The 12,960-nt window shown below is 61.9% G+C and carries 13 protein-coding genes and 1 pseudogene; 13 read left to right on the top strand and 1 reads right to left on the bottom strand.

Translation table 11 applies throughout. The features are described from left to right. From ABIV12_RS04640 to ABIV12_RS04580, 13 genes and pseudogenes are all read left to right on the top strand, one after another. A pseudogene (locus tag ABIV12_RS04640) lies at positions 1 to 171 on the top strand (type II secretion system protein GspE); the annotation flags it as partial. Positions 172 to 280: 109 nt separating this feature from the next. After that, a complete protein-coding gene (gene gspF, locus ABIV12_RS04635) occupies positions 281 to 1,498 on the top strand; it encodes a type II secretion system inner membrane protein GspF (protein WP_348056722.1) in 1,218 nt (405 codons plus the stop codon). A 27-nt stretch (positions 1,499 to 1,525) separates the two neighbouring features. Beyond that, positions 1,526 to 1,960, top strand: a complete 435-nt coding sequence (gene gspG, locus ABIV12_RS04630; RefSeq protein ID WP_348056720.1) for a type II secretion system major pseudopilin GspG — start codon at positions 1,526 to 1,528, stop codon at positions 1,958 to 1,960. A 65-nt stretch (positions 1,961 to 2,025) separates the two neighbouring features. Further along, positions 2,026 to 2,514, top strand: a complete 489-nt coding sequence (locus ABIV12_RS04625) for a GspH/FimT family pseudopilin (RefSeq protein ID WP_348056718.1) — start codon at positions 2,026 to 2,028, stop codon at positions 2,512 to 2,514. A gap of 51 nt (positions 2,515 to 2,565) precedes the next feature. Further along, positions 2,566 to 3,153 carry a type II secretion system protein gene (locus tag ABIV12_RS04620; protein WP_348056716.1) on the top strand — a complete coding sequence of 196 codons (588 nt, stop codon included), beginning with the start codon at positions 2,566 to 2,568 and terminating at the stop codon, positions 3,151 to 3,153. Positions 3,154 to 3,161: 8 nt separating this feature from the next. Next, positions 3,162 to 3,917 carry a prepilin-type N-terminal cleavage/methylation domain-containing protein gene (locus ABIV12_RS04615; RefSeq protein ID WP_348056714.1) on the top strand — a complete coding sequence of 252 codons (756 nt, stop codon included), beginning with the start codon at positions 3,162 to 3,164 and terminating at the stop codon, positions 3,915 to 3,917. Then, entirely contained in the window at positions 3,914 to 4,864 is a 951-nt protein-coding gene (locus tag ABIV12_RS04610) for a hypothetical protein (RefSeq protein WP_348056712.1), read from the top strand. Before ABIV12_RS04615 ends, ABIV12_RS04610 begins: the two co-directional genes overlap by 4 nt. A gap of 7 nt (positions 4,865 to 4,871) precedes the next feature. Beyond that, positions 4,872 to 6,284, top strand: a complete 1,413-nt coding sequence (locus ABIV12_RS04605; RefSeq protein WP_348056710.1) for a PilN domain-containing protein — start codon at positions 4,872 to 4,874, stop codon at positions 6,282 to 6,284. Next, positions 6,271 to 6,873: a type II secretion system protein GspM gene (gspM, locus tag ABIV12_RS04600; RefSeq protein WP_348056708.1), complete on the top strand. Its 603-nt coding sequence runs from the start codon at positions 6,271 to 6,273 to the stop codon at positions 6,871 to 6,873. The genes ABIV12_RS04605 and gspM overlap by 14 nt, the downstream gene beginning before the upstream one ends. Further along, a complete protein-coding gene (locus ABIV12_RS04595) occupies positions 6,870 to 7,568 on the top strand; it encodes a hypothetical protein (RefSeq protein ID WP_348056706.1) in 699 nt (232 codons plus the stop codon). Before gspM ends, ABIV12_RS04595 begins: the two co-directional genes overlap by 4 nt. An 11-nt stretch (positions 7,569 to 7,579) precedes the next feature. Next, complete coding sequence (gene gspD, locus ABIV12_RS04590) at positions 7,580 to 9,940, top strand: type II secretion system secretin GspD (protein WP_348056704.1); 2,361 nt, start codon at positions 7,580 to 7,582, stop codon at positions 9,938 to 9,940. After that, a complete protein-coding gene (locus ABIV12_RS04585; RefSeq protein ID WP_348056699.1) occupies positions 9,930 to 10,343 on the top strand; it encodes a hypothetical protein in 414 nt (137 codons plus the stop codon). The genes gspD and ABIV12_RS04585 overlap by 11 nt, the downstream gene beginning before the upstream one ends. A 174-nt stretch (positions 10,344 to 10,517) precedes the next feature. Then, a complete protein-coding gene (locus ABIV12_RS04580) occupies positions 10,518 to 11,972 on the top strand; it encodes a hypothetical protein (protein ID WP_348056697.1) in 1,455 nt (484 codons plus the stop codon). Positions 11,973 to 12,261: 289 nt separating this feature from the next. On the opposite strand, the gene ABIV12_RS04575 is transcribed toward ABIV12_RS04580, so the two are convergent. Next, the gene (locus ABIV12_RS04575; protein ID WP_348056695.1) at positions 12,262 to 12,564 is read right to left on the bottom strand and encodes a hypothetical protein; all 303 of its coding nucleotides are present in this window, start codon (positions 12,562 to 12,564) and stop codon (positions 12,262 to 12,264) included. Between the last annotated feature and the right edge of the window lie 396 nt (positions 12,565 to 12,960).

The following is a 12,960-nucleotide window of genomic DNA, read 5'->3' as shown; positions in this document are numbered from 1 at the left end:
GTGATGTCCGATCCGATCCGCCGCCAGATCATGCAGCACGCGGGCATGGGCGACATCGAGCAGCAGGCCCGCACCGAAGGCATGCGCACGATGTACGAAGACGGTCTGGTCAAGGCAATGCAGGGCCACACCACCATCGAGGAAATCCTGCGCGTGACGCAGGAATCATGACGCCGGAAGTTGGACATCGCACGTCGCGATCCGGACCGCCGCTGGCGTCGGTGGTGGCGATCCTGCGCATTGTCCAAGCCCGCATTCCGCATTTCCAATTGCGCCAACGATGACTCTTTTCTATTACAAGGCCGTCACCCCTTCCGGCGAAACGCTCGAAGGCCAGTTCGACGTGAGCAGTCACGACGAGGTGATCGGGAAACTGCAGGACGCCGGCAACATCCCGCTCGAAGTGCGTGAAGCGGATAGCGGCGACTCCGCGAGTCTGTTCGCTGCGATGTTCAAGCGGGCGACCCTGACGCAAGCGCAGGTCGTGCAGTTCACCCAGCAGCTCGCCACGCTGCTCGGCGCGGGCCAGCCGCTGGATCGCGCTTTGCAGATCCTGCTCGACTTGCCGGAAACCGAAAAGGCGAAGCGCTTGCTGGAACGTGTGCGCGACCAGGTGCGCGGTGGTACGCCACTGTCGGATGCGCTGGAAGCGGAGCATGGAACGTTCTCGCGTCTGTACGTGAACATGGTGCGTGCAGGCGAGGCAGGCGGTTCGATGCACGAAACGCTGTCGCGCCTCGCGGACTATCTCGAGCGCAGCGCGAACCTCAAGAGCAGCGTCATCAACGCGATGATCTACCCGGCCTTCCTGATCGGCATGGTCACCGTGTCGTTGATGGTGCTGCTGGTGTACGTCGTGCCGCAGTTCGCGCCGATGTTTGCCGACATGGACATCGAGATGCCGTTCATCACGAAGGTGGTGCTCGCCGTCGGTTCCACGCTGCAGAGTTTCTGGTGGCTGATCATCGGTGCGATCGTGTTTGGCGCCGGCTGGCTTCGGCGACAGATGTCCGATCCTCCGGCACGTTTGAAGCTCGACGAGCGGTTGCTCAAGACACGGGTGATTGGCGACGTGATCCGCAAGGTCGAGACCGCGCGCATTGCGCGCACGCTCGGCACGCTCTTGAAGAACGGCGTTCCGCTGCTGAGCGGGTTGACGGTTGCGCGCAACGTGATGACCAACACGGTGCTCGCCGAAGCGGTCGGTCAGGCGGCCGAAGAAGTGAAGACTGGTGGCGGCCTTGGTTTCGCGCTGGCCCAGTCCAAGCGGTTTCCCAAGCTCGCAATCCAGATGATCAGCGTCGGCGAAGAATCGGGCGACCTCGACACGATGCTGATGAAGGTCGCCGATACCTTCGACGTCGAAGTGAAGAACACGCTGGACCGGTTGCTGGCGGCGCTCGTGCCGGCGACCACGATCGTGATGACCGTCGTCGTTGCGATGATCATGTTGGCGATCGTGTTGCCGATCATGAACATTGCCGGCGCGGTCAAATAGAACCGCCATCCGAAGAAGAGGAAAGCCATGAACAACGCAAAGTACCCACCTCGACGTTCCCCGAATCGCGCGACAGGTTTCAGCCTGATCGAAATGCTTGCCGTCATCGTGCTGATCGGCATCGTCGCCGGCATCGTCGTGCAACAGGTCGGCAAGAACGTCGACAAGGGAAAATACGGATCCGGCAAGGCGCAGGTGCAATCGCTGGCCGGCAAGATCGAAGGCTATTCACTCGACAACGGCTCGCCTCCTGGACGTCTGGAAGACCTTCTCACCAAGCCGGGAAACTCGACCAACTGGCAGGGGCCGTATGGGAAGCAGTCGGACCTGAAGGATCCGTTCGGTCATGCTTTCCAGTACAAGTCGCCAGGCGAGCACGGCGATTTCGACATCACGTTTCTCGGCAAGGACGGCCAGGCCGGCGGCGATGGCGTGAATGCCGATTACGGCAACTGGCAATGAAAAACCGGGGTTCGACATTCGGGATTCGTGATGCGCACAGGCGTGCTTGCGCGCCAGCGATCCGGATGTCCGAATGCCGAATCCCGAGGCACGGCTCCCGCGCACGCGCACGCGTCAAGGGCTTCACCCTGATCGAACTGATGGCCGTGATCATGTTGCTGGCGATCGCGCTGACCGTGGTTTCAGTGTCGTTTTCCAAGAGCCTGCAGAGTGCGCGCATTCGCGGCGCCAGCCGCGATCTGGTTGCTGCTTTGCGTTACACGCGTGGGCAAGCGATCGTCAAGGGCAAGCAGCAGGTGTTGACGTTGAGTCTGGACAGCAACACGTACACCGCGCCGAGCAAGCACGCGGTCAAGCTGCCCAAGGACATGAACCTGACGCTGACCACGGCCGATACCGAGCAGACCGGTTCTGCTACCGGCGGCATCCGGTTTTTTCCGGATGGCAGTTCCACCGGCGGGCACATCTCGGTCTTCCAGGGCCAGCGCGAATGGCGCGTCAACGTGGCGTGGCTGACGGGCGACATTTCGCTCGACGAGCAGCCGGATCGATGATCGGGCCGGCTTGCGCGAACTTGCGCATGGTCGGCGCGGTCCACTAACACGATGAATCGTCTTCGCCGCCAGCCCACGCTCCCCGTACGCGGATTCAGCCTGATCGAAATGATCGCGGCGTTTCTCGTATTCGCGATTGCGATGGGTGTGTTGATGCAGGTGTTGGCGACGGCAATGCGCGCGACGCGCCAGTCGTCCGACTACACCATGGCGGCGCTGTGGGCGCAGTCCAAGCTGGACACCGTCGGCGTCGGCCAGCGCATCGAGGCCGGCCACAGCAATGGTCGTTTCGACGACAGCTATCGCTGGCAGCTCGACATCGATCAGGTCGACCCATCGAATGTGGAGCCGCCGCCGCAAACGTCGGTTGGGGTTGCCAATATCAACCAGCCTTCGAATGCCAACGTCGCAGCCGCAGCGGCTGCCGCGAGTGCCGGGGTGCCACCGCCGCCTCCATTCGATCTCTACCAGATCGATCTCACGGTGATCTGGGGCGCCGACAGCGCGTTGCGTTCGCGTTCCGCGCATTTTGGAACGTTGCGTGCGCAGAATCCCGATCCGAACGCCAACCAGGGCACGCCCCCAGGCCAGCCCGGCGCTGGCGGTCAGGGCGCGACGGGTCGGAGTACCTCGAAGTGAGTCGTTCGGTGGACTCTTCCACGTCCCGCATTCGTCGTCTGCGCCATGGGAGCTCCGCGATCGCGCGCGGGTTCACGCTGCTTGAAGTGATGCTCGCGATCATGCTGCTTGCGTTGCTGCTGGCGGGAACGTATGGCGCCATTCGCACCGCGACGAAGGCCATGCACTCGGGCGAAGCGGCCATCGATCGCACCAATCGTCTGCGCGTCGCCGAGGAGTTCCTGCGGCGCCAGATCAGCCGCATCATGCCGCTGGCATTCGGGCAGGATAAAACGACCAATGCCAATCTGGTGTTCGACGGATCGCGCAATTCGATGCGCTTCGTCGCGCCGATGCCCGGCTACCTTTCCAAGGGTGGCGCGTATGTGCAGACGCTCACCTTTGCCGGCAACCGGCGCGGCGGCAAGCAGCTCCTCTTCGCCGATCAGATGCTCAACGGTTTCGATATGGACGAGAAGAGCACGGACAGCGAGCCGTCGATCCTGCTCGACCAGATCGCCGACGGCCGATTCCAGTACCGCACGCTCGATGAAAATGGCGAGATGACCGACTGGTCCGACGAGTGGGACGACCCCACCACCACACCGGTGATGGTGCGCGTGGTCGTGGACATGCTGCCGGAGGCGCGCGTCCAGTTTCCCGAGATGGAGATTCCGCTGATGCTCGACGTGGGCGCGGCGCGTCCGCAGCAGAATGGCCAACAGCCGGGTCTCGGCGGGCCGCTCGGCTTGAGGGCGTCCGGCCTGGGCGGAGGGAAGCGATGACGACTGCGCCGATGATTCTGGATGCGCGTGCGTGCGCGCGCCGCGGACGTCCGTCTGCGCGCCAGCGTGGCGTTGCGTTCGTGCTCGTGCTGTGGGTGATCGCGATGCTTGCGATCCTGCTGGGAAGCTTTTCGCTGGTTGCGCGCACGGAAAGTCTGCAGTCGCGTCATCTGTTCGATTCCACCCAGGCGCGCTATGCGGCCGAGGCCGGTCTGAACCTCGCTGTCTTCGAACTGCGCAAGTCCGATCCGGTGCAGCAGTGGATCGGGGACGGACGACCGTACGTGTTCAACTACGGCGATGCGAAGATCGAAGTGCGGATCACCGACGATTCGGGGAAGATCGACATCAATGCAGCCGACGCCATTCGCCTGACCTCGTTGTTCATGACGAGAGGACTCGAGCTGGACCAGGCGGAGGCGATCGCCGCAGCGGTCATCGACTGGCGCGATCCCGATGACGACGCGCAGCCAAACGGCGCGGAAATATCCGAATACAAAGGGGCGGGCCTGAGCTACGGCCCGAAGAACGCGCCGTTCGATACGGTGTCCGAATTGCAGCAGGTGCTGGGAATGAACTATGCGTTGTTCTCCGCGCTCGAACCCAGCCTGACGATTTATTCGGGGCGCACCGATCCCAACGCTGCGTATGCCTCGACGCCGGAAGCCCTGATGGCCACCGGCTGCGAGCGGGAACAGGCGGAGCAGTTGATCCAGCTGAGGCAAGGAATGAGCACTGCGGAAATCGCTGCTGCCGGTTTGACTGGATGTGATGGAACCTCCCCCATCGTGGCGGGCGGCGGGGGCCTGACGTATAGTGTGAAGTCGCGTGCGACGCTGCTCAATGGCGCCAGCACGATCCTGGATGCGACCATCCGCATGGGTGGAGTCAGCGTGGCCGGAAGGCCATTCGTGATTCTGCGCTGGCGCGACGGCGAAACTTCGTAGCACACCTGTGAATCCGATCCTCGACAGACAACTGACGCGTCTGCGGACGCGTCTTGCCAAGACGCCACTGCCCGGATTTTTTTCCTGGTGGGGAACGCAGTTGCTCGCATGCCTGCCGGAGCGCTGGCGCCGTGTGGTGGCGGAACCTTCCGAATCGCTGGTGCTCGATTTGCGCAGCGACGAAATCGTTGTATGGCGTGAACGCGGCGATGCGATGAGCGAGTACGCGCGCATCCGTCGTGATCTTCCCGCCGACGCGCAGACCACGGAATTCCAGCGCCTGCGAACCGCCATCGACGATCCGATGGTGCGCACGGTGTTCTGCATCCCGGCCGAGCGCGTGTTGACGCGAACTCTGAGCCTGCCGTCCGCGGCCGAGGAGAATCTTCGGCAGGTGTTGAGTTTTGAAATGGACCGTCAAACGCCCTTCAAGGCGGACCAGGTCTATTTCGACAGCCGTGTGCTCGGCCACGACGCCAGCGGCCGCAACGTGCAGGTCGAACTGGTGCTGATTCCGCGAGGACAGCTCGATCAGGAACTGTCCTCGTTGCCGTCTGCCGCGGCCGACCTCGACGGCGTCGACAGCTGGCGCAGCGAGCCCGGCGCGGGTCGGCGCAAAACGAACCTGCTGCCCCCCGAGCGGCGCGCGCGTCGGCGCAACCTGCGCATGCCGATCAACCTCGGTCTCGCAGCCCTCGCGCTGATCCTGTTCGTGCTGGTGATGGACGAATCGCTGGCCAACCGCGCCAGCGCGGTCGAAGCGATGCGCGCGGAAGTGGACAAGACCGAAGTGGAGGCCAAGCAGGTCGCCGCACTCAAGAAGGCATTGGCCGATTCCATCTCGGGTGCCAATTTCCTGACCGAGCGCAAGCGCAAGGGGCCGTTGATGGTCGCGCTCATCGACGATGTCAGCCGGCGTCTTCCGGACGACACGTACCTTGAGCGTCTGCAGATCGAGAACAAGCAGGTGCAGTTGCAGGGCCAGGCGCAGGAAGCAGCGAAGCTGATCGCGTTGCTCGCCGCGTCGCCGTGCCTCAGCAACCCAGGCTTCCAGGGGCAGGTCCAGCCGGATCCGCGATCGGGCAAGGAGCGTTTCCAGATCAACGCCGATCTGAAGGAATGCAGTCCGGCGCCTGAGGCGAAGGCCGCCAGCGTTGCAGTCAAGACGAGCGTTGCGAAGCCGGTCGTCGAAGCGAAGCCGGTCGTCAATGCAAAGACGCCGCCAGCGAAAGCGGCGCCGCCGGTGCTGGACGTGCCGAAGAAAGACACCGCCAAGCCGGTGATCGATGCGCGCAAGCCGGGTGCAGCCGGTCGGTCGGAGCCTGATCCGAAAGCGTCGATGAACTCCGGCAGCGTTCGGCAGCCGTCGCCAAAATCGGTTCCGAAGCAGGAAGCGGAGGCGAAGAATGGCGGCAAATAGATTCCAGCCCAAGGACGGTCGACTCCTCGCCGTCGTGTTGTTGCTGATCGTGCTGATGCTGGTGTATCTGGTCGGCATCCACTGGTGGTTCGTTGCGCCGCAGCTGCAGATATCCAGCGACATGGGAGATCTGCGCGAACAGCAGTTGCGCTTCCGGCAGACCACGGCCGAGAAGCCGGAGATTGAAAAGCGCCTCGCGCAGGTCAAGGCCTATGAGCAGGGCAACCAGGCATTTCTTTCGGAAACGGACTCGAACGCGGCGTCTGCGGCACTGATTCAGCGACTGAAGCAGGCGATGGGCGGCAAGGACGACAAGCGCTGCCAGAATGTGAGTACGCAGAGTTTCACCGGCGGGGAAGAAGAGCTGTACAAGCGCGTGACTGTGCAGGCGCGGTTGAAATGCGATCTCGAGCCGCTGGCCGCGATCCTCTACGATCTTGAAAACGGCAAGCCATATCTGTTCGTCGACCAGGTGATGATCTACAAGCAACAAAGCTACACGCCACCCGGCGCCAACGCCGTGCAGGTGCCACTCGACGTGCGCTTCAACCTGTCCGGTTACCTGCGTCAGCCGGGGAAGGTGAAATGAATATCCGGGCAGCGCGACTGGCGACGAAGGGACTCGCGGTGGTCTGCGGGCTGCTGCTGGTTTTTCTTGTTGTGCAGTACGCCGGTTTTGGCCGCGGCTACCGCTGGTCCGCCGACGCAGAGGCCGATGCGGAGAAATCCGTCGCCGGTGTGATCGACAGCAAGCAGGTCAGCCTTCCTCCTGCGTCGACCTTCGCGGACATCGATGCACGCCCGCTGTTCAACGAGGATCGGAGGCCCGGTGCCGCCAATCTTGCAGACAGCGATGCAGCGCCCCCGCCGAGTCCGCTCAACATTTCCTTGACCGGCGTCATACTGGACGAGGCGAATCACGTGCGGATCGCCATGTTGCAGGACAAGTCGCGGAACCAAGCGATCGCGCTGAAGGTCGGAATGCCGCTGGAAGGCGAACAGGCCAGCTGGACGCTCGTCGAGGTGAAGCCGCGGGGCGCCGTGTTCAGAAGCGCGTCGAATGAGACGAGCGAAGTAGAACTCGAAACGTCTCTCGCCCAACAGCCGGCAGCGCGCCCCCCGGCGCGTCCGCCACCCGCAGGCAGCAGGCCGGCGGGTGGCGTCAAGGCGGACGCCAGTGCCGATCTCGCCAAACGCATCGAGGAACGCCGCAAGCAGATGCGCGAAGAAGCCGAGCGTCTGCGCAACGGCGGCAACGAAAAATCCGCGCCACCGAAAAAGTGATGGAGTAGCCCGTGCGATCGAGATTGACCACCCTTTTGATGGCCTTCGGCATCGCGCTGTTGTCAGGCTGTGCGACCAATGTACCCAAGGATTCCAATGGCCCCGAAAGCCAGATCCTGACGGCGGACACGATATTGAAGCCGGCGCCACCGATCGAGCCCACGGACGGCGCAAGTGGAATTTCCGTCTCGCCGAACGCGACCGCGAATCGGCCACCGCCCAAGCCGGAATACAACCTCGGCACCGGCAAGTTCTTCACCAAGCAGGCCGATGCGAGGGGTGGCGGCAAGGGCGAAGGGCAGGTCACGTTCAATTTCGAGAATCAGCCAGTTCAAGCGGTAGTCAAGGCGATCCTCGGCGACATGCTCGGCGAGAACTACACGATCGCGCCAAACGTGGCGGGCAATGTCACCTATTCGACGTCGCGCCCGATCCGTCGCGAAGACGCGATGTCCGTTCTCGAAATGCTGTTGTCGTGGACCAACAATGCGCTCGTGCACGAAGGGAACCGTTACACCGTGCTCGCATCCAAAGATGCGATTCCCGGCAAGCTGACGCCGCATGTTGGCGCGACCCAGCAGCCCGGTTACGCGTTGCGCATCTTTCCGCTGCAGTACATCTCCGCCAGCGAGATGGCCAAGTTGTTGAAGCCGTATGCGAAGGCGGATGCATTTGTCAGCATCGACCCCGATCGCAGCCTGCTGGTGCTCGCAGGCAACCAGTCCGAGCTCGACAATTACCAGAAAACGATTGCGACGTTCGATGTCGACTGGCTGAGGGGCATGTCGATTGGCGTTTTTACGCTGCAACATGTCGAAGTGACGAAGCTGTTGCCGGATCTCGAGAAGATCTTCGGCAGCAAGGGCGAGTCGCCGCTTGCCGGCATGTTCCGCTTCATGCCGATCGAGCAGACCAACGCAATCATCGCGATCACCCCGCAGCCGGAGTACTTGAAGCAGGCGCAGGAGTGGCTCCTTCGCCTCGATCGCGGAGGCGCAGAAAACGCGACCCAACTCTATATCTACAATGTCAAAAATCTGAAATCGGCAGACCTCGCGGATTATCTCAGCGAAATCTTCCTTGGCACGCAGGCTGGCTCGCGACGCAGCAGTACTTCCGGCAGCGTCGGCCAAGGTCTGCGATCCACGACACTTGGACGAAGTGGCGGTGGCGGTGGATTCGGAGGCGGTTCCAGCAGTCTCAACTACGGCAGCTCACTACGGCCGCAGGCGGCGCAGGAAAAATCGGCGCCGGCTTCGACGCCCAGCACAGCTGCATCGGGAACGGCGGGTGCCAACGGCAAGAAGGAAACCGATATCCGCATCTCGGCGATCGAGGAGAACAATCAGCTGATGATCATGGCCCAGCCGTACGAGTGGGATCAGATCCAGTCGGCCATCCGCAAGCTGGATACGGTTCCTTTGCAGGTGCAGATCGAGGCGAGGATTCTCGAGGTGAGTCTGACGGGCGGACTGCAGTACGGCGTGCAGTGGTGGCTCGGCAACCAGCAGACACAAGAGGCGGGAGGCCAGTACGATTCGACGCGAGGACCTTACCGTTATCCCAATCCGTATGACCGATTCGGAAGCACGGTCGGAAAAACTGGACCTGGAGCGGCAGGAAGCATTTTCTATTCGTTCCTCAACAGCAAGTTTCAGGTGCAGCTCAGTGCGCTCGAAACTTCAGGGCAAGCCAAGACGTTGTCGGCGCCTTCGCTGGTGGTCAATAACAATCAGGAAGCGTCGCTCTCGGTCGGTGACCAGATCCCGATCAATCAGACATCTCTGGTGGGCATCGGCGGCACTGTCAACGGCAACGGGACTACGGCACAAACCGGGTACAGCAGCGTGCAATACCTGAGCACGGGCGTCACGCTGCAGGTGAAGCCGCGCGTCAATCCGGGCGGCCTCGTGTACCTGGATATCAGTCAGGAAGTCAGCACGCCTGGCCCGATTCCCGCGAGTGGCAATCCACAGATTGCGCAGCGCCAGATTGAAACGCAGGTTGCCGTGCAGAGCGGTCAGACCCTGCTGCTTGGCGGACTGATCAAGGAAATCAGCAACACAGGAAAAACCAGCGTTCCACTACTCAGCAAGGTGCCGTTGCTACGGGATCTGTTTGGTCAGACACAGACCAGCAAAGACAGAACGGAGCTCATCGTGTTGATCACTCCGCGCGTGATCAACAATAGCGATGAGGCGGCTCAGATGACGCTTGATTACAGCCGTCAATTCGAATCGCTGGCACCCTTGCGCGAAAAAGGTCAGCCGATTTCGAATCCGCCGACTCCGACACCCCCGTCACCGCCGGTGGAAACGCGTCCACTTCCGCAAGACCCCAATTCGCAAGAGGATCTGCTGCGTGATCACTAAATCCATGAAATGTCGCGGTGCGCTGGCGCCGGTGATGTTGTCCCTTCTCATGGCCGGCTGCGTCGACAAGGCGAATCCGGACAACGTCGACACGCGCGCGGCGGAACGCTGGAGTTATCTCGCGGCGCATCAGGCGGACAAGGCCTACGATTACCTGTCGCCCGGGTTTCGAACGACCCAGTCGCGCGAAACCTATGCAGCGTCGATGAATAGCCGGCCGGTCCAATGGAAGGGTGGGAAGTTCAAGTCAAAGGAATGTGACGCGGAGCGCTGCAAGGTTGAAATCGATGTGACTTACGGCATTGCAATCCCTGGCGTGGGCGGCAAACCGGTAGAATCGACGAGCACCCAGACAGAAACGTGGTTGTTGGTGGATGGTCAATGGTTTTTTCTACCCAAGTAATTGAATTCGCTGCCAAACAAAGCCAAGGTAAAGGGGGATTGCACGCCCCTTTCCTTTGCCTTAACATGGCGGCGCTGTTGCCTGACCTCGCCCGTGCCCAATGGGCATGCGTCTATCGGAGCGAGTTCGGCGGTAAAGCAATAAAGCCCTGTGGTTCAATTTAGGAGTGTTGCGATGAAGAGAAACAACTTGACGACTGCTGTCGTCGCTGGCATCGCCGGCGTCGCTGGCTTCGCGGGCCTGGCAAATGCCGTCGACCTGAATCCGGATGGTCTCGGTCAGGTTCTTCTGTACCCGTATTACACCGTCAACAAAGGCCAGGACACCCTGTTCTCTGTTGTCAATACCGACGCGATCAACGGCAAGGCTGTGAAGGTGCGCTTCCTCGAAGGCTATAACAGCCGCGAAGTGCTCGACTTCAACCTGTTCCTGTCGCCGAATGACGTCTGGACCGCTCGCGTCAGCCAGTTGGCCGATGACGGCGGCGCCGCCGTGTTCACCACCGACAAGAGCTGCACCACGCCGAAGATCCCGGCCGGCGGCCAGCCCTTCTCGGCTGCCACCTATACGGGTCTCTCCACGACTCCGTTCAACGTCAAGGATTCCGGACCGCAGGGCATCACGCGTACTCGTGAAGGCTACCTCGAGATCATCTCGATGGGCGATATCATCCCGGGTTCCGACCTGTCCGATGCGATCACCCACGAAGACGGCGTTCCCCCGGGCTGCCAGACGTCTGTCACGATCGGCAATGCGCCGGCTGCAGATCTCGTCGCGCCGACCGGTGGACTGTTCGGTTCGGGCACGATCATCAACGTTGGTGAAGGCACGTTCTTCGGTTACAACGCCGATGCAGTTGACGGCTTCACGGATCGTCCGCTGTTCTTCGGCTCGTCGGCTCTCGAGCCGTCGCTGCAGCAGGCAAACACGGCTGATCTGGCGCTGGGTGCCCGTGCATTCGTGTTCATCAACGGCAAGCTGCTCCAGGCCGATTACGACCTCGGCATCGATGCCGTCAGTGCGGTCTTCATGTCCGACGCGCTGTACAACGAGTACCTGGTTCCGGCCGGCCTCGGCGCGAACACCGACTGGATCGTCACGTTCCCGACCAAGCGCTTCTATGTCGACCCGGCGTTCGTTGCTGCGGTTCGTGCTCCGTTCTCGGAGCGCTTCCTGGGTGGCGAGTCCAACGTTGCTGTTGGCATCGATCTGTACGACCAGGAAGAAGGCACCACCACGGTCGAGGAAGGCTTCTCGCCGCCGGTTGGCTCGCGTCCGTCTTCGCTGCCGTACGAAGTCAACGTGATCAGCTTCCTGACCGACACGACCACCGGCGCTCCGTCAGGCGTGTTCGGCTCGCTGCTGCGTCCGAACATCACCCCGTTTGGTGATGCAGGCTGGTTGCGCCTGGGCCTCAACGCTGCGGTTGAGCCGCATGCTCTCCCGGGTGGCGTCACACCGAGCGGCGTGGTTACGCTGAACGGTCTGCCGGCGACGGGTCACATGGGCTACAACATCATCAATGCCAACGCCGCTCCCGGCAAGCTGGCCAACTACGGTGGTCTGTTCCGTCACCGCGCCAGCCGTTCGTGCACCAGCACGGGCGATCTGGATGCTGCTTGCTCCTGATCGAAGTTGTGAAGTTGTTGTAAATGAAGGAGGGGAGCTTCGGCTCCCCTTCTTTTTTTTGCGTGGTGAGGTAGCCATGGCGCGCTTCGTCGGTTAGGCTGGTGGTAGGCGCGGCCCGTGGGTACAATGTTCGGCGCGCGCATGGATGCCCGGACACCCCTGTTTGGCTTGGACTCTTTCAAATGACTATTCGAATTCGCGTTACCGCCGCGGCCCTCGGCCTCGCCGGAATCATGTTGGGGACGCCCGCCGTCGCCCAAGTGACCATCCAGATGACCACCGCGGCAAGTCAGAGCTGCACAGCAACGACAGATGCGAGTGGCCTCTCGCTCGTGCCGGGTTCGACCGTATTGGCAGCAACTGGCGTCACCCTCACAGGTGCCGGCTGCGGTGCAGCTCCGGCGGATTTCCAGGCAGCCATCTCGGTGCCCGGAACGACCCAGGTCGGTACGGGTGTCAACGTGCAGTGGTCCGCGAGCGCCCAGGCGACGAAATGCACGTACGGTGGAGACCCCGGGTTGGGTGGTTGGCCTGTCGGTGCAAGCGCCTGTTCGGGAAGCGGCTGCAATGGACCCCACAATGTTCTCGTCACACCATCTGCGGCGCAGACCTACAATCTCAGCATCACATGCACGAACGCGTCCGGATACAAGGCAGGCGCGCTCGTCGCGACTCCCATTCAAAACCCGCCAACACCCAATCCATTCGCGCTGACCGTCACGCCGTCGACCACTACGATCAATTCGCAAGTCTCCGTGAGCTGGTCGGTTGATGGTGCGACATCGTGCACGGGCTCGGCCGATCTCAATGGCAGCTCCGTCAGCCTTCCTGGATGGACGACGACCACCGACCCTTCGTCACCGCGCGCTGTGACTCCGACGCAGGCGGGAACATATTCACTCTCGCTATCCTGCAGCAATGCCTTTGGCACTGCGACAAGTACACCGGGAACCGGAGCGTTGGTGGTATCGGGATCGAGCGATAGTTG

Source organism: Dokdonella sp. (assembly GCF_039926425.1).
Taxonomy (GTDB): Bacteria; Pseudomonadota; Gammaproteobacteria; order Xanthomonadales; family Rhodanobacteraceae; genus Dokdonella_A.
Note: the sequence above shows the minus strand (reverse complement) of the source record. Positions and strands in the feature narration are given on the sequence as shown.